This window comes from Streptomyces sp. SLBN-8D4, from assembly GCF_049739545.1.
GTDB lineage: Bacteria > Actinomycetota > Actinomycetes > Streptomycetales > Streptomycetaceae > Streptomyces > Streptomyces canus_C.
Map to the genome: position 1 here is coordinate 9913111 of NZ_JBMGQC010000001.1, position 20303 is coordinate 9933413.

Here is a 20303-nt window from a genome sequence, read left to right on the forward strand (position 1 = left end):
GTGGGGCACGGTGGGCCGGCACTCGCCCTCACTGCGTGTCCGTCGGCCATGACCAGCCGAATGGGCAAACCGCTCTGTCCGGCGAGGCGGGCTTCACCCGGTAGCGCCGAGCTTCCCTGGCGTCGGGGCGATCCTGCACGCCTGCGCCGGGACCGGCCACTTGACGACCGGCCCCGGCGGCCACTCACCGTGTCAAAGGGTTACGGCAGAGGCGGGTAGGCGTTCTGCATCAGCTGCTGGAACTGGGCGGAGAACCAGTGCCCGGCGAGCGGTGCGTTCGGCAGCGCGCCGGTGGGGTTGTTGCCGTTGCGGGCGTTGCCGCCGTAGGTCGGGTCGCACATGCGGTCGAAGCCCTTGCCCTCGTCGTTGGGCACGGCGGCGCTGTTGCCGTCGGACTCTCCCGGCGGCTTGACCCACACGTAGGCGTCGACGCCGGTGGCGGGGGCGGCGGTGGGCCGCTGGCCGATTCCCGCGCCGCTCTGGTTGCACCAGTTGCCGGCGTGGATGCGCCGGTCGATGCGACCGCCGTTGACGTAGTCGTCGACGGAGGTCGACGGACCGGGGCCGGTGGGCCGGGCGGAGCCGCCCCAGCCGTTGCGGGAGGTGTCGATCAGCATGCCGAGACCGGAGTCGAACCCGGCGGCGACCAGCTTGTCCCGCAGACCGAGCGCGAACGACTGCTCGTCCACGTACTGGTTCCAGTCGACCCACTTCGACTGGCGTATGGTCTGCCCGTTCACCATGTCGGTGACCTTGAAGTTGGGCTCCTTGACGGGGCTGTAGTTGGCGGTGTTGACGATGAAGCCGGCCACATCGCTCACGCTCGCGCCGTTGGTCGTGGCGACCTTGTAGAACTCCTGCACCGACGGGCCGAGGTTGCTGTCCCAGCCCAGCCAGCCGTGGTGGCCGGCGTCGATGTAGTTGTAGACGTTCGCGAGGGCGCCGAGCTTGTCGAGCGCGTAGGAGACGCCCTTCTCGTAGTTGCCGTTGCTCTTCATGGTCACGCAGGCGTCGGTGGTGGTGTTGGTTCCTCCGGCGTTGGTGACCAGGTTGGGCAGCGAGTCGGGCTCGATGACGGTGGCGATCCGCAGGCCCGCGTACTTCGACTCGGACAGGATCGAGGTGATCGGGTCGATGTACTGGCTCTTGTACTTGTCGAGGTCGTTCGGTCCCAGTTCGCCGTTGGAGGCGAGGGCGGCGCAGTCGCGGCCCGGCAGGTCGTAGATGACGAGCTGGACGACGAGTTCGCCGCTGCCCTTCTGCTTCAGGGCCTCGTCCAGGTGGGCGCGCAGGCCCATGCCGCCGCTGACGCCGTTGATGGCGGCGATCCGGTCCAGCCACACGGCGGTGGGCTGGTTGGCGATGCGGCTGCCGCCCGGTTCGGCGGCCGCCTTCGCGGACCACTCCGGGTTCACATAGGCCTTGGCGCCGACATAGGGGTTGGCGACCTTGGGCCCACCCGGGCCGGGATCGGTCGGCCCCGGATCCGTCGGCCCCGGATCGGTCGGCCCCGGGTCGGTGGGCCCGCCGCCGTCGACGTTGCAGGTCACGCCGTCGAGCGTGAACGTGGCCGGGACGGCGTTGGTCCCGCTGTAGGACGCCTGGAAACCGAAGCTCGCCGAACCCCCGGTGGGAAGCGCGCCGTTGTAGCTCTCGTTGGCGGCCGTCACGGACGAACCGCTCTGGCTGACCTTCGCGTTCCAGCCGTTGCTGATCCTCTGGTTTCCGGCGTACGACCACTGCAGCGACCAACTCGACTTGGCCGAGCCGTTGTTGGTGATCGTGACGGCTGTCGTGAAGCCGGTGTCCCACTGGTTCTGCACCTTGTAGTCCACTGTGCAGGGTGCGGCCGCGGCGGCGGCTCCGGCCGGCGCCGAGACGAGCGCGGCCGCTGAGGTCCCGCTGAGCAGCGCAAGGGCCGCGAGCAATGAGGTTTTGGTGCGACTCATGATGAAGCATTCCTTCTGGTTGGAGGGTTTCTCCGCTGGTTGAGCGCGCACGGGAGATCGCGCGCCTTGATGCGTACGGGTCGACGTGGCCTTGTGGCCGAAGGTCAGGAAGGGCTCGGAGGAGCCGTCCGCTGATCCGGGGCCCGGCCGTGCGGGGCGCAGGCGGCCGGCCTACGGCCTTGCGGACAAGGCTCGTTGAGGAGCTCGCACCACGGCGCGCCGTCGCTCTGGGACACGCCGTTGACCGACGCTCTCGGCGCGGGACGCATGTGGACTCGTGTTGGGAGCGCTCCCCACCCGGCGGTCGACGGGTGGCGCCGTCGATGCCCATGCATTCGAGCTTCGTCGGTGCGCAGCGGGCGTCCGCTCAAGCTACTGGGGAGCCTGAGCCGGCGATCGCGTCGGCCGCGACGCAGTCCGTCCAGCGGTCGTTCGTGGCACGTCTGTCGGCAAAAGCCGACAACGAGGCGCCAACTGCTGGGTGTGCTTTGGGGGTTGCTGGTCAGCACTGATCCTTGGAGGCCGTGGTCCCACTGATCGGCTGCCGCGCTCTCCGCCATACGGCGGCGCGTTGCTCCCGGAGGCCGGATCATCGGGACGACCGCGACGGCGACGAGCGTGTCGGCGCCTGCGGTGGCCAGGAGAAATGGACGTGGGGGGTGTCGCATGAGCGACTCCTCGCAGTGTGGCGCACCGTGACGGCGCGTCGACTGATTGGAACCGCTCCCACTGGTGCGAAGGAAGGTAGCGCCAAGCGACGCGCTTGCCCAGAGGTACGGTTGAACTTCCTTTGAACTAAACGCTTTCGTGTGTTCGACTCTTCAAGCTCCTTGACCGCCGCCGTCCTCATCCCCATGATGGGAGCGCTCCCACTGGCCAAGACTTGTCCTTCCCCGAGCTCCGAGCCGCTAGGAGGAACCAGTTCATGGATCCCGGACGCAAACACAGAACCCCTCGGCGGGCGTGGACCGCCGTGGCGACAGCCTTGGCCCTGCCCCTGTCGATGCTGGCCACAGGCGCAACGACCGCGCGGGCGGCGGGCGTTGAGTGCAGCGTGGACTACAAGACGAACGACTGGGGCTCCGGTTTCACCACGGACGTGACGATCACCAACCGCGGTGCGGACGCCATCGACGGCTGGACGCTGACGTACGCCTACGCGGGCAACCAGAAGTTGATGAACGGCTGGAACGGCACCTGGTCCCAGTCCGGTCAGAACATCAGCGTGAAGGACGCCGGCTACAACGGCAAGATCGCCGCGGGCGCCGCAGTCTCCACGGGCGCGCAGTTCAGCTACAGCGGCACCAATGCGGCCCCCGTTTCCTTCTCGGTCAACGGCACCGCCTGCAACGGGGCTCACCAGCCGCCGATCACCGTGCTCACCAGCCCGGCCGCCGGCGCGGTCTACACCCAGGGCGAGGCGGTCCCGCTCGCGGCCACGGCCGCGGCCGCGGACAACGCCACCATCAGCAAGGTGGAGTTCTACGACGACACCAAGCTGCTGGGCACGGACACGACGGCGCCGTACGCGCTCTCGGCCTCTGGCTTGACCGTGGGCAGTCATTCCTTGCTGGCGAAGGCGTACGACAGCCTGGGCGCCTCCGCGGAGTCCACGCCGGTCGGCATCACGGTCACCTCGGGTCCCTCTGTGGTCGCCACGCCGTCCCAACTGGGTGTCCAGCAGGGCAAGTCGGGCACGTACGAGGTGAAGCTGTCGAAGCAGCCGAGCGCGGACGTGACGGTGACGACGGCTCGCGCGAGCGGGAACTCAGGCCTGTCGGTGACCGGCGGGGCCTCGCTCACCTTCACCCCGGCGAACTGGAACACCGCCCAGAAGGTCACCGTCACCGCCGACTCCTCCGGCACCGGCGCGGCGACCTTCGAGTCCACTGCCCCCGGGCAGGCGAAGGCCTCGGTCACCGTGACGCAGCTGGGAGCGACGAAGGCGTACGACGCCCGCTTCCTGGATCTGTACGGCAAGATCACCAATCCGGCGAACGGCTACTTCTCCCCCGAGGGCATCCCCTATCACTCGGTCGAGACGCTGATCGTCGAGGCGCCGGACCAGGGCCACGAGACCACCTCGGAGGCGTACAGCTACCTCCTGTGGCTGCAGGCGATGTACGGCAAGGTGACGGGTGACTGGTCCAAGTTCAACGGTGCCTGGGAGATCATGGAGAAGTACATGATCCCGACCCACGCCGACCAGCCGACCAACTCGTTCTACAACGCTTCCAAGCCGGCCACCTACGCGCCCGAGCTCGACACCCCGAACGAGTACCCGGCCAAGCTCGACTCGTCGGTCGCTTCGGGTTCGGATCCGATCGCCGGTGAGCTGAAGAGCGCGTACGGTACGGACGACATCTACGGCATGCACTGGTTGCAGGACGTCGACAACGTCTACGGCTTCGGCAACTCGCCGGGCAAGTGCGAGGCGGGACCGACGGACACCGGACCGTCGTACATCAACACCTTCCAGCGCGGTGTGCAGGAGTCGGTGTGGGAGACCATGCCGCAGCCGACGTGTGACGCCTTCAAGTACGGCGGCAAGAACGGTTACCTGGACCTGTTCACGGGTGACTCCTCCTACGCCAAGCAGTGGAAGTTCACCGATGCACCCGACGCCGACGCGCGCGCGGTGCAGGCCGCGTACTGGGCTGACATCTGGGCCAAGCAGCAGGGCAAGGGCTCCGACGTCTCCGCGACCATGGGCAAGGCCGCGAAGATGGGCGACTACCTGCGCTACGCCATGTACGACAAGTACTTCAAGAAGATCGGCAACTGCGTCGGGCCGTCGACCTGTCCGGCCGGCACCGGCAAGGACGCCTCGATGTACCTGCTCTCCTGGTACTACGCCTGGGGCGGCGCCACCGACACCTCGGCGGGCTGGGCCTGGCGCATCGGATCCAGCCACACCCATGGCGGCTACCAGAACCCTCTCGCGGCCTACGCGCTGAGCTCCTACGCCGACCTGAAGCCCAAGTCGGCGACGGGACAGTCGGACTGGGCCAAGTCCCTTGGGCGACAGCTGGAGTTCTACCGCTGGCTGCAGTCCGACGAGGGTGCCATCGCGGGCGGCGCGACGAACAGCTGGGCGGGCCGCTACGCGTCTCCTCCGGCCGGGACATCGACCTTCTACGGCATGTACTACGACCAGCAGCCCGTCTACCACGACCCGCCGTCCAACCAGTGGTTCGGCTTCCAGGCGTGGTCGATGGAGCGGGTGGCGGAGCTGTACCAGCAGACGGGGAACGCGCAGGCCAAGGCGGTCCTCGACAAGTGGGTGAAGTGGGCGCTGTCCAAGACCACGATCAACCCGGACGGCACCTACCGCATCCCCTCCACGCTGCAGTGGTCGGGCCGGCCCGACACCTGGAACGCGTCAAGTCCCGGCGCCAACAGCGGACTTCACGTCACCGTCGCCGACTACACCAACGACGTCGGCGTGGCCGCGGCGTACGCCAAGACCCTGAGCTACTACGCCGCCAAGTCCGGTGACACGGCGGCGAAGACGACGGCCAAGGCGCTCCTGGACGGCATGTGGAACAACTACCAGGACAGCCTGGGCATCGCGGTGCCGGAGGACCGGGCGGACTACAACCGGTTCGACGACTCGGTCTACGTCCCCAGCAGCTTCGGTGGCGCGATGCCGAACGGGGACACGATCAACTCCTCGTCGACCTTCGCCTCGCTCCGGTCCTTCTACAAGAGCGACCCGGCCTGGTCGAAGATCGAGGCCTACCTGAAGGGCGGCGCGGTGCCGTCGTTCACGTATCACCGGTTCTGGGCCCAGGCGGACATCGCCCTGGCCATGGGCTCGTACGCGGAACTCCTCGAATAGTCCCCCCGCTGAGGCCGCGTGCGCGACCCCGTCACAAGGAGACGGGGTCACCCGGCCCGGGCGGCCCCCGCCCCCTTGGGGGCCGCCCGGTGCCCGGACCCGCAAGCTGTCGAGCCCCGTTCCACCCGCCGCACCAGCGGCTTCGGTAATCACCTCAAGACACCAGAGCCGACCGCCTTGTCAGGAACATGATCCTCTCCTGCAGTCCCAGCGAGATCGCTTTTTGGGAGCGCTCCCAATTCCCTGCAGAAGCCCTCGCCCCCCACATCGCTCGCGGAGGAGCCGCATGCAATCGTCACGTCACCAAGTCCTCAGGATGCGCGCCCTCTGCGGTGCGTTGCTGACCACGCTCGTCGCCTTGGCCGCGTTGCTCACCGGCGCTTCGGCCTCCCAGGCCGACACGACGATCTGCGAGGCGTTCGGCACCACCACGATCCAGGGCCGTTACGTCGTGCAGAACAACCGCTGGGGCACCAGCGCCTCCCAGTGCATCTCCGTCACGGACTCCGGCTTCAGGGTCACCCAGGCCGACGGCTCGGTCCCGACGAGCGGTGCCCCGAAGTCGTACCCGTCCGTGTACAACGGCTGCCACTACACCAACTGCTCGCCCGGAACGAATCTCCCCGCCCGGCTCAACTCCATCGCGAGCGCGCCCTCAGGCATCTCCTACAGCTACGTGAGCGGTGCGGCCTACGACGCCGCCTACGACATCTGGCTGGACCCGACGCCCCGCACCGACGGCGTGAACCGCACCGAGATCATGATCTGGTTCAACCGGGTGGGGTCCGTGCAGCCGGTGGGATCGCCCGTCGGTTCCGCCACGGTGGGCGGCCGCAACTGGCAGGTGTGGTCCGGGAACAACGGCTCCAACGACGTCCTGTCCTTCGTCGCACCCTCGGCGATCGACAGCTGGAACTTCGACGTGATGGACTTCGTCCGGCAGGCCGTCTCCCGCGGACTCGCCCAGGACAACTGGTACCTGACGAGCATTCAGGCAGGCTTCGAGCCCTGGCAGAACGGCGCGGGCCTGGCCGTGAACTCGTTTTCGTCCAGCGTGAACCTCGGCAGCGGCAGCGGCGGCACGGGTGGCTCGGGCGGTTCGTCGGCCTGCAAGGTGGGCTACGGCACGAACGTGTGGCAGGGAGGGTTCACGGCGGATGTCACCGTGACCAACACGGGCTCGTCGCCCGTTGACGCCTGGAAACTCGCTTTTGCGTTGCCGCCCGGGCAGAAGGTCACAAGTGCGTGGAGCGCCGAGATCTCACCCTCGTCGGGAGCTGCGACGGCTGGTGGTATGGCCTACAACGCGTCCATCGCACCGGGCGGCCAGGTCTCCTTCGGGTTCCAGGGCGCCTATGACGGCGCCTTCGCCAAACCAGGCGCATTCAGCTTGAACGGCACGCCCTGCACCACCGCCTGAAGGCACCGGGACGGGCGGTCTGACAGGCCGCTTGGAAGGCCTGCCCGGCCCGCGTCCAACCGCGTGCACCCGGTACCGCGGATCCATCCGGCTGACACTTCTGTCCGGCGGGGTGGGTCCGCGGGTTTCTTCCCGGGTTTCGGCGGGCTCGTCCGCAGCGGACCATCGCTGTCGCAACTTCCCTTCGCGCCGAGCCCGGTCGTTCATGTGCGGAAGGCATGTGCCCGGGTCCTCCGCCCCGTAAGATCGGTGATCTCGCGGGTGGGGAGGTGGTCATGGCCAAGCGGCGTCTTGGAGCGCCGACTCTGGAAGCGGTGGCCGCCCACGCCGGGGTGGGACGGGGCACGGTCTCCCGGGTCATCAACAACGCGGCCGGCGTGAAGGAGTCGACACGCCAGACCGTGCAGCGGGCCATCGAAGAACTGGGCTACGTGCCCAATCTCGCGGCCCGCTCCCTGGCCGGGCAGCGTGCGGACGCCGTGGCCCTCGTCCTGACTGAGCCGGACTGGCGGCAGTTCGCCGAGCCGTTCTTCTCGGAGATCGTCCGCTCACTCGGCGATGCCCTGGCGGACACCGGGATGCAGCTGATGCTGACCCTGGTCCGCTCGGAGACCGAGCGGCAGCGCTTCCTGGAGTACGCGCGAGGCGGCCGGGTCGACGGAGTCCTGCTGATGTCCGTACACGCGGACGACAGGCTGCCGGACATGCTCGCCGAGGCGCGGTTGCCGACCGTTCTGCTGGGGCGCCGCTCGGGCGACGAGTATGTGAGCTACGTCGACGCCGACAACGTGGGCGGCGCCCGAAATGCCGTGTCCCACCTTCTGAAACAGGGCCGCACGGCGATCGCCACCATTACGGGGCCACTGGACATGTACGTTGCCCAGTGCCGACTGCGCGGTTATCAGGACGCGCTGGCGCTGGCCGGTCTGAAGACGTCACGGTCCTGGGTCGCGGAGAGTGATTTCTCGGAGGAGAGCGGCCGTCGTGCCATGACGGAACTCCTCGAACGGCACCCCGAGATCGACGCCGTCCTCGCTGCCTCGGACACCACTGCGGCCGGGGCGTTGCGCGCACTGGGCGCGGCCGGACGGCGGGTCCCCGGGGACGTCGCCGTCATCGGTTTCGACGACTTTCCACTGGCAGAGCGCACCGAGCCGCGCCTGACCACTGTGCGACAGCCGCTGGAGCAGATGGGGCGGGCCATGATCAGGCTGCTGCTGGAGGAGATGGAGGAGGAGTCCGTGGCCTGGCGCCACGTCATCCTCCGCACAGAGCTGGTCGTCCGGGAGTCGTCCTGACCGCCCTCCGTCCGACAGCTTCATGCGCCACTGTGGCTCCCGGCGCAAGTCTGCGTCTCTGCCTGCGCCGCCGGGCGGTCTGCCTCGATGTCCTCATCCCTCGTCCGTGCCACGGGATCCAGCCGATGTGCACCGGTCGGTGACCACCGACTCCAGAAACCAACTCCTCCGGGAGAGCGGGTGCTGTCCTGGCCGGCGGTACATCCCTGCTGCCTGGCTTCCACTGCCCGCAGCGCCGCGCCCTGTCCCGCCGCCGACGGCGGGCTCCTGACGGAGGCGACGCTGTCCACCTCAGAAGACGGCAACGGGATCTGTGATACGTCGGATGTATTGTGAAGATTCTCCATCGGAGTGGCGACGCCTGTCCAGCTGTTCCGCCCTCACCGTCGACGAGTAGGCGATCCGAAGATCCCTGTTGTGCTGCAGGCATTGACGCCGAACATGGTCACCCATACCTTCAACGTCGAGGTTTTGAGGGCGGTCCGAATCCGGGAAGACTCGCTCTATACATCGGATGGCTCAGCAGTCGGGGCCCTCCCATGGGCTGGTCCCGTCGTCGATTCGTCAGTGCCCTGCCTCCAACGAAATGCGTCATCGTCCAACAACCCGAGGAGAACGGGATGCTGGTCCTCAGACGTCCGCCCAGCGGGCGCAACGGTCGCCGCCACCTGCGGCGCACCCTTGGCGTGGTGTGTGCACTCGTCATCGCGATGATGGGATCCATGCTCGTCGCCGCCCCGGCCCAGGCGGCGACATCGATCACCCTCGACGGCACCTCGGCCGGACGCACCTTCGACGGCGTCGGTGCCATCAGCGGTGGCGGCGGGAACAGCAGGCTGCTGATCGACTACCCCGAGCCGCAGCGCAGCCAGGTTCTGGACTACCTCTTCAAGCCCGGATACGGAGCGGCCCTGCAGATCCTCAAGGCGGAGATCGGCGGGGACACCAACTCCACCAGTGGCGCCGAACCGAGCCACCAGCACACCCGCGGCGACCTCAACTGCAACAGAGGCTACGAGTGGTGGCTGATGGAGCAGGCCGTGGCCCGCAACCCGAACATCAAGCTCTACGGCCTGGCCTGGGGCGCGCCGGGCTGGATCGGCAACGGCAACTTCTGGTCCGACGACATGACCAACTACCTGCTCTCCTGGCTCGGTTGCGCCAAAACGCACGGGCTGACCATCAGCTACCTGGGCGGCTGGAACGAGCGTGGCTACAACACCGGCTGGTACAAGGGCCTGCGCACCGCGCTGAACACGAACGGCTACTCCTCGATCAGGATCGTGGGGGCGGACGGTGACTGGGGTATCGCCGACGACATGCTGAAGGACTCCTCCTTCGCCGCGTCCGTGGACATCATCGGCAGCCACTACCCGTGCGGCTGGCTCACCTCCCAGACCTCCTGCCCGAGCACCCCCAACGCGCTGGCCACCGGCAAGCAGTTGTGGGCCAGCGAGAACGGCTCGCAGGACTACAACGACGGAGCCGCGGCGATGGCCCGTGCCAACAACCGGGACTACATCGACGGGAAGATGACGGCGACCATCAACTGGCCCGTGGTCGCGGCCATGACGCCCAACATTCCCTGGCCCACCGCCGGCCTGGTCGTCGCCAATCAGCCCTGGTCGGGCGCGTACTCCGTGGGACAGAGCACCTGGGTCACCGCCCAGACCACCCAGTTCACCTCACCGGGCTGGAAGTACCTCGACCGTTCCACGGGGTACATCGGCGGCAGCGCCTCCAACGGCAGCTACGTGACCCTGAAGTCCACCAACAACAGCGACTACAGCACCGTCATCGAGACCACCCAGGCCTCCGCGGCGCAGACGCTCGACTTCTCGGTGACCGGCGGCCTGTCCACCGGGGCCGTGCACGTCTGGTCGACCAACGTCAACTCCACCGACGCCGCGACCGGGATGGTGCACGTCACCGACATCACGCCGTCCGCGGGCTCCTACTCGCTCACCGTCCAGCCGGGTCACGTATACACCCTCACCACCACGACAGGACAGGGCAAGGGCACCGCTGCCGGCCCGGCGAAGGGTTCGCTGGGGCTTCCGTACGCCGACTCGTACGACGGTTACGCCACCGGCCGTGAGGCCAAGTACGTCCAGGACCAGCAGGGCTCCTACGAGGTCGTCGGCTGCGGAGGCGGACGCGGCGGGCAGTGCGTGCGCCAGATGGCGGCTCAGACGCCGATCACCTGGGCCCCCCTGTCGCACCCCTACGCCCTCGTCGGTGACGTCGGCTGGAAGGACTACCAGGTCTCCAGCGACGTCCTGTTGGAGAGCGCGGGCTACACGGAGCTCATCGGCCGGGCCACCTGGCAGCACTCCTTCGGCCCGGAGGGCCTCAACGCCTACTACCTGCGGGTCAGCAACACCGGAGCCTGGTCCATCCTGCGCAACGACACCGACAACAACTTCGTGACGCTGGCAAGCGGCACGGTCACCGCGCTGGACACCAACTCCTGGCACACCATGAGGCTGGGCTTCTACGGCAACACGATCACCGCGTGGATCGACGACGTGAAGGTGGGATCGGTCAACGACAACACCTACTCCGCGGGGCAGGTCGGCTACGGCAACAGCCAGGGGGAGACGGGCCAGTTCGACAACCTGTCGATCGGGTCGACCACCAAGGTCGCCGGCACCGGATCCGGACGCTGCCTGGACGTGCCGGGCTACAACCAGAGCAACGGCACCCTGACGCAGATCTGGGACTGCAACGCCGGCTCCAACCAGCAGTGGACCCTGACCTCGGCCAAGGAACTGCGGGTGTACGGCGACAAGTGCCTGGACGCGACGGGCCACGGCACCGCCAACGGCACGCCCGTGGAGATCTGGTCCTGCAACGGCGGCGGCAACCAGCAGTGGACCCTCAACGCGAACGGCACCCTCGTCGGAGTCGAGTCCGGCCGCTGCCTGGACGTGACCGACGGACGCAGCGCCAACGGCTCCGGGCTCCAGCTCTACTCGTGCGGCACCGGTACCAACCAGCAGTGGACACGGAACTGACCCGAGCCATCCACCGGCCGAGGCCCGCCTCACCGCGGCCTCGGCTCCCAGGAGAAGGACCACATGGAAGAGGTGCTGATGAGAGGGTTTCGGAACAGAGCCGCCGTCACGGGAGCCGTGGCAGTGGCCGTCCTGGGACTGTCGCTCGTACCGGTGGCCCCGGCCACCGCCACCACCACCGCCGCCACAGCCGGACCGCAGGACGGCCATGTGTACGCGCTGACCGCGGCGCACAGCGGCAAGAACGCACAGGTCAAGTCGGCCTCGTCGGCCGACGCCGCGGAGGTGGTGCAGAACGCCGCCGCCGACGACGCCAGTCAGCTGTGGCAGACCGTCGCCCAGAGCGATGGTTCGTTCTCGCTGGTGAACATCAACAGCGGCAAGTGCATGGACGTGAAGGGCGCGTCCACCTCGGCGGGAGAGTCGGTCATCCAGTGGCCGTGCAGCGGCAGACCCAACCAGCGCTGGACCTTCAACGGCTCAGCGGTCAAGTCCGTCAACAGCGGGATGTGCCTCGACGTCAAAGGCGGCTCGGTGGGTGACAACACACCGCTCATCCAGTGGTCGTGCAGCAGCGACAAGAACCAGCAGTGGAGCCTCACCGAACGCCCCCGGGTAGGCGCCTTCGCCCCCGCTGTGACCTCCGGCGGTGACACCTTCTCCGAGCAGACGCTGCGGATGGTCGTCCACACCAGCGTCGCCGGTTCCGGGGTGCGGATCCGGGTGTCCAACCTGCGCGGCACCATCTCGCTGTCCGTCGGCGCCGTCGACGTGGCCGTCCGGTCCAGTGGCGCCGCCGCGGTGCCCGGCACCCATCGCACCGTGACCTTCGGCGGAGTCGGCAACCCGACCGTCGCAGCCGGGGCGGAAGTGACCAGCGATGTCATCCCAATGTCGGTGAGCGCGGGACAGGACCTCCTGGTGAGCCTGTACCTTCCGGGTGCGACCGGCGCCTCCACCTTCCACCGGGACGCCTACCAGACCTCGTACCGCTCGGAGGCCGGCTCAGGCAATCACGCGGGCGAGGACGCAGCCACCAACTTCACCACCTCCATGTGGAGTTGGTACTACGTGTCCGGCGTCGACGTCGCACCCGCCGGCGTGACCAACGGAACCGTGGTGGCCTTCGGCGACTCCATCACCGACGGTTACAACAGCACACTCGAGAGCAACCGGCGCTGGCCGGACCGCCTGGCCGCGCGGCTGCAGTCGGCGAGCGGCGGCCAGCGGCTCTCCGTCGTCAACGCGGGCATCGGGGGCAACATGGTGCGCGCCGATGCCGGCTGGGCCCCGCAGGGACTGGCCGCCACGGTCCGGTTCGCGCACGACGCCCTCGGCCAGCGGGGCGTACGGGACGTGATCTTCATGGAGGGCATCAACGACATCAACAACAACCCCTCCCTCACCGCCGACCAGCTGATCGCCGGGTACCAGGACATCATCGCGCAGGCCCACGCGGCCGGTGTGAGGATCATCGGGGGCACCATGCTGCCCTACTCCCCGCTGAACAGCACCAAGGCCGGCATCCGGACCACGGTGAACAACTGGATCCGCACGAGTGGCGCGTTCGACGCGGTCATCGACTTCGACTCCGTCATGCGGGATCCGGGCAACCCCGCCCAGATGCTTCCTGCCTACGACAGCGGCGACCATCTCCATCCCAACGACGCCGGAATGCAGGCCATGGCGAACGCCGTCGACCTCTCCGCACTCCGCTAGGCGCGAGCAAAACCGGACGCAACCAGCCTTGGCGCGCGCCGAGAAACACGGTGAGTGCGGTGCGCTGAGTCCGTGGTGGAATTCCGGCGTCTCCTGTTCGTCGCCGCCCGCTGGGGGAGTGCCTTCGAATGGCAGGCTCACGAGGCAGGGGGCCGCGCCTGCGGCCTCACCGAAGCCGAGCTCGTCATTCCTGCGCGCCGGAGAGCTGCCCAAGCTGCTCGACCCCGCTGAGCGAGCCGCGCTGTCGGCCACCGCCGCGCTGACCCGGACCGGCATCCTGGGCGACGCCGAGTACTGCGACACGGTGGCCGAGTGGGGGAACGAGGTCTCTTCGAACTCACCACCTTGGTCGGCTATTACGGGGCTGGAGGAGCGGCGTCATTCCCCTGGCGACCGGATCCACCCGTGAGTGTTCGGGCCGACCGGGCCGGTCCTCGTCACTCCGGACGAGTTCGACGATCCCGACGACCTGGAGATCACCGGCCTGCTCAACGGCGAGGTCCTCCAGCACGACCGCACGAAATCCATGATCTTCCCTCTTCCCGAGCTCATCGCCCGGCTGTCCGCCGTCGTGCCGCTTCTCCCCGGTGACCTCGTCTTCACGGGCACCCGGCCTGTCCCGGACCAGCGTTGAAGTCGCGATCTCGCAGTGGCTCGCCGTGGCGTCCGCTGTGTCGAACACGGGATCGTCAGCGGATGGATCAGGGGATTGCGGGCCGACGACGGCGTCCACGGGGGTCACAGCCAGGTTTTCGTTGTATGTAGTGTGCGGAAATGACAAGAAGCGAGCGACTCGCGGACCAGCTGGACTGGTACTGGCACAAGAACCTACGGCCGCGGTTGGACGGTCTTACCGATGAGGAGTACTTCTGGGAGCCGGTGCGCGGCTGCTGGAGTGTCCGCCCACGTGGCACGTCGGCCGCACCGATGTCGGAAGGTTCGGGGGCATGGGCGATGGACTTAGCGTCCCCTGGCCCGGAGCCCGCACCGGTGACCACGATTGCCTGGCGGCTGGCGCACATCATCGTCTCCTGCCTGGGCTATCGGGTCGGATGGTACTTCGGCGGCCAGGACGTCAACTCCGCGACATTCGCCTACGCGGGGACCGCTGACCAGGCGCTAAGGCAGCTCGATGAGATGTATGGGAGATGGAACGCGGGGGTCCGCGAACTCTCTGACACTGACCTGGAGAATCCGCCCACGGTGGGTCCCGAGCGGTTTCCCATGGAGAACAGGGTCCTGCACGTCAACAGGGAGCTGATCCATCACGGCGCCGAGATTTCCCTGCTGCGCGACCTCTACCGCTGGCAGGATGGAGCCGTACCGCGCCCAATATGACTTGCGCTCCGTGGCTACGAGCTTCATTGCATACGGCCCCGCCCGGGGCGGGGCCGGTAGTTGCTTCAGTGGTCAGCTTTGAGGCCCGGGTCTTCCCGTATCCGTTTGGGGCGGCGGCGCGTTGTCGGTGAAGATGGGCATGCCCAGGTCAACCGGCTGTGGCCAGAACGCCCGCGGAGGCCAGCGCCGCCGTGGCGCCCAGCACGAGTCGCCGTCTGCGCCTGCGCCTGCGCTGCCGCGCGATCCGCCTCGTTGTGTCCATTACCTGTCCGTTCGCAAGCTCGGGCCGATGGTGCACTGGTCAGTGGCCACCCACGGCGAAAAGGTTGCCGACGATTTTCGATCTCCGCCCCGCCCGAGCGGATCTGGTGGCGTCCCTGAGGGGGCGACCGGAGGTCCGGGTGTCCGCGCCCGTGTGTCCTGCAGCGGCACGCCGTTGCCCCGTGGGGAGCCGTCAATGGGCGCGCAGCGGTAGACAACGGCCGCGCCGGGGCGCCGCGCGGACCGCGCCGCGTACGGGGCCAGACCACGCGCGCCCTGTCCTGGCCGACGCGGTCAACGGGCCCCGCAGGTGTGGGATGTCTCCGCTACGCAGCGCAGCTTACATCGGATGCTTCCTCGGGTGCTCGCTCAGCTTAGATCGCTGGCAGCCCCTTCACGTGGCAATTCTGTCTTGGCTCTGGACACGTAGCGATCCCTTGCCTCTTAATACATCCGATGTTAGTCGAGGGGTGTCGGAGGTACGAGGACTCCGAACCGCTCCCTCCCGGCCACGGCCGGGACGAGTCCGTTCGACCTCTCACCCCCGTCCGCAACTGACGCCGGCCGCACCCTTTTGCACCGAAGTACTCAAAGCACTCCCGCGCAGTCCCTCCCGGTGCCTGTGCCAGTCAAGGAGCCGCCCATGTCCTCCCTCCCGCTCAGCCGACGCTCCCGGAAGGAAGCCGCCTCATGACCGATCTCGCAGGACTCAGAGCCCTCGTCACCGGTGGCGCGTCCGGCATCGGGCTCGCCACGGCCCGCACCCTGGCGGCGCGCGGCGCGGCGGTGGCCGTCCTCGACCTCGAACCGTCCGGCGTGCCCGCCCCGCTGCACGCCCTCAAGGCTGATGTCCGGGACGACACTGCGGTCCGCTCCGCCGTCGAGGAAGCAGCGAAGCGGCTCGGCGGACTGGACGTCCTCGTCAACAACGCCGGCATCGGCGCCGTCGGTACGGTCGAGGACGGCCCCGACGAACAGTGGCACCGCGTCCTGGACGTCAACGTCCTCGGCATGGTGCGCGCGACCCGTGCCGCCCTGCCGCATCTGCGGCGCGCTGCCGCTGCCCGTCCGGGCACTGCGGCGATCGTCAACATCGGCTCGATCGCGGCCACGGCCGGCCTCCCGCAGCGTGCCCTGTACTCAGCGAGCAAGGGTGCCGTCCTGTCGCTGACCCTGGCCATGGCCGCCGACCACGTCCATGAGGGCATTCGCGTCAACTGCGTCAACCCGGGCACCGCCGACACCCCCTGGGTGACCCGGCTCCTCACCGCCTCCGCCGACCCGGAGGCGGAACGCGCCGCCCTCAACGCGCGCCAGCCCATGGGACGCCTGGTCGGCGCGGAGGAGATCGCGGCGGCCGTGGCCTACCTGGCCTCCCCGGCCGCCGCCTCCGTGACCGGTGTCGCCCTCGCCGTCGACGGCGGCATGCAGGGGCTCCGGCTCCGTCCGAGGGCCGGGTCATGAGGACGTCGGCGCTGGGTGGCAGCGGTGGCCGGGTGACCGAGCTGTCGTTCGGGGCCGCCGGCATCGGCATCTGACCCCGTCGGCGTCTCGCTCGACGAGGTGCTGGCGGTACTCAAGCCGTAACCCGCATCGCCACGGAGACGGATGAGCCGACCGACAAGTCGTCGGCCGACGGGCGTGTACGGGTTGCCACCGAACGTCCCCTGAGGGCGCGGGCCTGCTGTGACTTCTCCCACCTGCTCTTGCCGGGGCGAGAGGCGCTTGCCTACGTTCGGTCCCATGTCCTCCCATGGCCGCGCCCTTCCAGGCGAACCGGATGAACCCGCCACGGAAAGCAGGTCCGCGGCGGACCGACCCGACCCGTCTCCGACGGTCGACCTGGACATCGACCTGAGCTCGCATGAACTGCTCCGGCGCGCACATGTCCTGGACGCTCTCGGCCCCGACTGGGACCCCGTCGCCGCGCTGCGCGGCGAGGAAGCGGCGTATGAGCTGCTGTATTCCGGCCTCAGTGCGGAGCAGCAGCGCGTGTACGACGAGTTGGTCTCGGCCGGTGTCCTGCCGCGGCGAGGCGGCGGCGATGCTGCCGCTTGACCCGCAGGCGGACATCGGGCGGCGCGCCTGGGTGGCCTGCCCGAACTGCGACGACCGTCGCGGGTGCGCCACCTGCGAGCAGGGGCGCACCTGTTCCGAGCACTGGCGCTACCTGCTGGCCCACGTCGGCAGCCTGCTCCACCTGCAGTGCCGGTCGTGCACCCACATCTGGGCCCACGAGACCCACTTCGGCGCCACCCGCTCCCGGTGGGAGCGCATCACCAGCGGCCTGCGACGAATGTGATCATCAGTGGCGTCGTCTGCCGCGGCCAGTGAGGCCGGACGGCGGATCGGCGCCCGCTTTCGGATGACCTCACCGCCTGTCGTCGGGGACGGCAGGTCGCCCTGCCCGAGGATCGCGTGCGGCGGCCATTGCTGCCTGCCGTTCGTCCGTCTCGGAGGCAGCCGTGCACATCCTGCTCCTGGCCAGTGCGTTCAACAGCCTCACCCAGCGTGTCCACGCCGAGCTGCGCGACCGTGGCCACACCGTGGCGGTGGAACTCGCCCTGCCCGGCAGCCCGTTGCCCGACCTCGTGCGGCGGCACGCACCGCAGCTCATCGTGGCGCCGATGCTGAAGACGGCGATTCCCGAGGAGGTATGGACAGCGCACACCTGCCTCATCGTCCATCCGGGGCCCGTGGGCGACCGCGGTCCCTCCTCCCTGGACTGGGCGATCCACGAGGGCGTCGACCAGTGGGGCGTCACCGTCCTGCAGGCCGACAGGGAGATGGACGCCGGCGACGTGTGGGCCTGCGTACCGTGCCGGGTTCCTCCGGTCCCCAAGAGCGAGCTGTACCGGGGCGAGATCGCCGACGCCGCTGTCGAGGCCGTCATGCTCTCGGTCGAGCGCTTCGCCGAGGGAACCCACGTACCACGCAAGCAGGACGTGGCACCCACGGCCGACGCTCTCCTGCGCCCCCGCCCCTACCTCGACCAGAGCATCCGGCGAATCGACTGGGCCGAGGACTCCACCCAGGATGTCCTGCGCAAGCTGAGAGCGGCGGACTCGCAGCCCGGCGTGCTGGACATCCTGCTCGGACGTGAGTGGTACCTGCACGGCGGTCATCCCGAGAGCGTGTTGCGCGGCCGCCCGGGCGAGCTGCTGGGCACCAGGGCCGGAGCGGTGTGCCGGGCCACCAGGGACGGCGCCGTGTGGATCCCCGAGCTGCGACCCCGGCGCATGCCCGGGCAGCCGCCCACGTACAAACTGCCCGCCGTGCGGGCACTGGGCGGCCTGCTGCCGCCCCTGCCCGATCATGCCCTGCCCCTGCTGCCCGAGGTGGAGCACCGTACCTGGACGGACATCCGCTACCGGGAGGAGGGCGACGTCGGGTTCCTCTCGTTCGCCTTTCCGGGCGGCGCCATGAGCACGGAGCAGTGCCGACGTCTGCTGGACGCATACCGGCAAGCGTGCCGGCGGCCCACGTCCGTCCTTGTGCTGGGCGGCGAACGGGACTTCTTCTCCAACGGGATCCACCTCAATGTCATCGAGGCCGCGGACGATCCCGCCGCGGAGTCCTGGGCGAACATCAACGCCATCGACGACCTGGTCGAGGCCGTCCTGACGACGACGGACCGACTGGTGGTCGCGGCTGTCGCGGGCAACGCCGCGGCGGGCGGGGTGATGCTCGCCCTGGCGGCCGACGAGGTGTGGTGCCGCTCGGGCGCCGTGCTGAACCCTCACTACCGTCTGATGGGCCTGTACGGCTCGGAGTACTGGACGCACACACTGCCCCGCAGAGTGGGTTCCGCGACGGCCGAACGGCTCATGCGTGAGGCTCTGCCGGTGAGCTCGGCGGGCGCGCTGAGCCTCGGTCTCGTCGACCGGGTGGTCGACCGCGGACCTGAGGAGTTCGCGGGGGAGGTCGGCGGTCTGGCGGCGCGTCTGGCGTCACTGCCGGCGACGGCGTCACGGATCGCCGCGAAGAAGGCGGAGCTGGACCGGTTGGAGAGCACGACCCCGCTGGCCGGCTTCCGTGAGCAGGAGCTGGTCCGGATGCGGCGCACCTTCGACGACCCGGAAGCCCCGTACCACTCGCTGCGTCGTGCCTTCGTCCACAAGGAGCGGCCCGCGCGCACCCCGCCGCACCTCGGTCCCGCCCGGGTTGCGCAGACCGGCCCGACCCCCTCCGTCGCGGATGTCACCGGAACGGCCCTCATTGGCGTCTCATCGCGGCCGAACGGCTGATACGAAGAGAAGCGATGGTCGAAATCTTAGCCTTCATCCCTTACCTCCCCAGGAGGCGGTCCCATGACTGAGGCGACGCCGGACACGGTCGATGCTGCGGACGCGAGCGGCGCGCCCGCCGACGAGACACCCACGATCCACATTCTCTGGATCAACGCGGGCCTGAGCTGCGACGGCGACTCGGTCGCGTTGACAGCGGCCATGCAGCCCAGCATCGAGGAGATCGTGCTCGGTGCGCTGCCGGGCCTTCCGAAGATCGCCGTCCACTGGCCGCTCATCGACTTCGAGTGCGGTCCGGTCGGCGGCTCGGACACGTTCATCGAGTGGTTCTTCAAGGGGGAGCGGGGCGAGATCGACCCGTTCGTCCTGGTCGTCGAGGGCTCCATCCCCAACGAGGCGATCAAGCCCGAGGGCTACTGGTGCGGCTTCGGCGACACCCCGGAGACCGGCCAGCCGATCACCACCAGCGAGTGGATCGACCGGCTCGCCCCGAAGGCACTGGCGGTCGTCGCCATCGGCACCTGCGCCACCTACGGCGGCATCCACGCCATGGCGGGCAACCCGACCGGCGCGATGGGCGTGCCGGACTATCTCGGCTGGGACTGGAAGTCGCACGCGGGCATCCCCATCGTGTGCGTCCCCGGCTGTCCGATCCAGCCCGACAACTTCTCCGAGACGCTCACCTACCTGCTCTACCAGGCGACCGGCGCGGCCCCGATGATCCCGCTGGACGACAAGCTGCGCCCGACCTGGCTGTTCGGGGCCACCGTGCACGAGGGCTGCGACCGTGCGGGCTACTACGAGCAGGGCCAGTTCGCCCTGTCGTACGACTCGCCGACGTGCCTGGTCAAGCTCGGCTGCTGGGGCCCGGTCGTCAAGTGCAACGTGCCCAAGCGCGGCTGGATGAACGGGATCGGCGGCTGTCCCAACGTCGGCGGCATCTGCATCGCCTGCACCATGCCCGGCTTCCCCGACAAGTTCATGCCGTTCATGGACGAACCTCCCGGCGCCAAGGTGTCGAGCGGTACCAGCGGGGCGTACGGCGCCGTGGTCCGCAAACTGCGGTCGATCACGGCCAGGACCGTGGACAAGGAGCCCAAGTGGCGCCGTACCGGAGACACGATCACCACCGGATACCGACCCCCGTGGTGAGCACGCACCGCAGCTGACCCGCTCCCCGTTCTCGTGCATGCACCCCCCACCCGAACCTCCC

General features: G+C 68.7%; 12 protein-coding genes and 1 pseudogene. 12 read left to right on the plus strand and 1 reads right to left on the minus strand.

The features are described 5' to 3' along the window. Positions 1-200: 200 nt before the first annotated feature. Complete coding sequence (locus RKD20_RS45020) at positions 201-1949, minus strand: glycoside hydrolase family 6 protein (RefSeq protein WP_424882811.1); 1749 nt, start codon at positions 1947-1949, stop codon at positions 201-203. Between the two features lie 925 nt (positions 1950-2874). Here RKD20_RS45020 and RKD20_RS45025 point away from each other — a divergent pair. The 12 genes and pseudogenes from RKD20_RS45025 to RKD20_RS45080 all read left to right on the plus strand — a co-directional run bounded on the left by RKD20_RS45025 (position 2875) and on the right by RKD20_RS45080 (position 20242). Next, complete coding sequence (locus RKD20_RS45025; RefSeq protein ID WP_424882812.1) at positions 2875-5790, plus strand: glycoside hydrolase family 48 protein; 2916 nt, start codon at positions 2875-2877, stop codon at positions 5788-5790. 286 nt (positions 5791-6076) lie between these two features. Then, positions 6077-7210, plus strand: coding sequence for a GH12 family glycosyl hydrolase domain-containing protein (locus RKD20_RS45030; protein ID WP_424882813.1), 1134 nt, complete (start codon positions 6077-6079; stop codon positions 7208-7210). A gap of 275 nt (positions 7211-7485) precedes the next feature. Then, on the plus strand, positions 7486-8508 hold the full coding sequence (locus tag RKD20_RS45035) for a LacI family DNA-binding transcriptional regulator (protein ID WP_424882814.1): 1023 nt from the start codon (positions 7486-7488) through the stop codon (positions 8506-8508). 620 nt (positions 8509-9128) lie between these two features. Beyond that, the gene (locus tag RKD20_RS45040) at positions 9129-11525 is read left to right on the plus strand and encodes a ricin-type beta-trefoil lectin domain protein (RefSeq protein WP_424882815.1); all 2397 of its coding nucleotides are present in this window, start codon (positions 9129-9131) and stop codon (positions 11523-11525) included. Positions 11526-11642: 117 nt separating this feature from the next. After that, complete coding sequence (locus RKD20_RS45045; protein ID WP_424882816.1) at positions 11643-13244, plus strand: RICIN domain-containing protein; 1602 nt, start codon at positions 11643-11645, stop codon at positions 13242-13244. 412 nt (positions 13245-13656) lie between these two features. After that, positions 13657-13854 (plus strand): annotated as a pseudogene (locus tag RKD20_RS45050) (fumarylacetoacetate hydrolase family protein); the annotation flags it as partial. A 164-nt stretch (positions 13855-14018) separates the two neighbouring features. Next, a complete protein-coding gene (locus RKD20_RS45055) occupies positions 14019-14582 on the plus strand; it encodes a DinB family protein (RefSeq protein ID WP_424882817.1) in 564 nt (187 codons plus the stop codon). A gap of 951 nt (positions 14583-15533) precedes the next feature. Continuing rightward, on the plus strand, positions 15534-16307 hold the full coding sequence (locus tag RKD20_RS45060; RefSeq protein ID WP_424882818.1) for an SDR family NAD(P)-dependent oxidoreductase: 774 nt from the start codon (positions 15534-15536) through the stop codon (positions 16305-16307). Between the two features lie 279 nt (positions 16308-16586). Continuing rightward, the gene (locus RKD20_RS45065) at positions 16587-16901 is read left to right on the plus strand and encodes a DUF6400 family protein (protein ID WP_424882819.1); all 315 of its coding nucleotides are present in this window, start codon (positions 16587-16589) and stop codon (positions 16899-16901) included. After that, on the plus strand, positions 16888-17145 hold the full coding sequence (locus RKD20_RS45070; RefSeq protein ID WP_424882820.1) for a hypothetical protein: 258 nt from the start codon (positions 16888-16890) through the stop codon (positions 17143-17145). Before RKD20_RS45065 ends, RKD20_RS45070 begins: the two co-directional genes overlap by 14 nt. A gap of 163 nt (positions 17146-17308) precedes the next feature. Beyond that, positions 17309-19090, plus strand: coding sequence for an enoyl-CoA hydratase-related protein (locus RKD20_RS45075; protein WP_424882821.1), 1782 nt, complete (start codon positions 17309-17311; stop codon positions 19088-19090). Between the two features lie 63 nt (positions 19091-19153). After that, positions 19154-20242 carry a hydrogenase expression protein HypE gene (locus RKD20_RS45080; RefSeq protein ID WP_424882822.1) on the plus strand — a complete coding sequence of 363 codons (1089 nt, stop codon included), beginning with the start codon at positions 19154-19156 and terminating at the stop codon, positions 20240-20242. Positions 20243-20303 lie beyond the last annotated feature (61 nt).

Coding starts and splice junctions, on each gene's coding strand:
- RKD20_RS45020 (WP_424882811.1), bottom strand. CDS start 1,949: ATGAGTCGCACCAAAACCTCATTGCTCGCGGCCCTTGCGCTGCTCAGC.
- RKD20_RS45025 (WP_424882812.1), top strand. CDS start 2,875: ATGGATCCCGGACGCAAACACAGAACCCCTCGGCGGGCGTGGACCGCC.
- RKD20_RS45030 (WP_424882813.1), top strand. CDS start 6,077: ATGCAATCGTCACGTCACCAAGTCCTCAGGATGCGCGCCCTCTGCGGT.
- RKD20_RS45035 (WP_424882814.1), top strand. CDS start 7,486: ATGGCCAAGCGGCGTCTTGGAGCGCCGACTCTGGAAGCGGTGGCCGCC.
- RKD20_RS45040 (WP_424882815.1), top strand. CDS start 9,129: ATGCTGGTCCTCAGACGTCCGCCCAGCGGGCGCAACGGTCGCCGCCAC.
- RKD20_RS45055 (WP_424882817.1), top strand. CDS start 14,019: ATGACAAGAAGCGAGCGACTCGCGGACCAGCTGGACTGGTACTGGCAC.
- RKD20_RS45060 (WP_424882818.1), top strand. CDS start 15,534: ATGACCGATCTCGCAGGACTCAGAGCCCTCGTCACCGGTGGCGCGTCC.
- RKD20_RS45065 (WP_424882819.1), top strand. CDS start 16,587: ATGTCCTCCCATGGCCGCGCCCTTCCAGGCGAACCGGATGAACCCGCC.
- RKD20_RS45070 (WP_424882820.1), top strand. CDS start 16,888: ATGCTGCCGCTTGACCCGCAGGCGGACATCGGGCGGCGCGCCTGGGTG.
- RKD20_RS45080 (WP_424882822.1), top strand. CDS start 19,154: ATGACTGAGGCGACGCCGGACACGGTCGATGCTGCGGACGCGAGCGGC.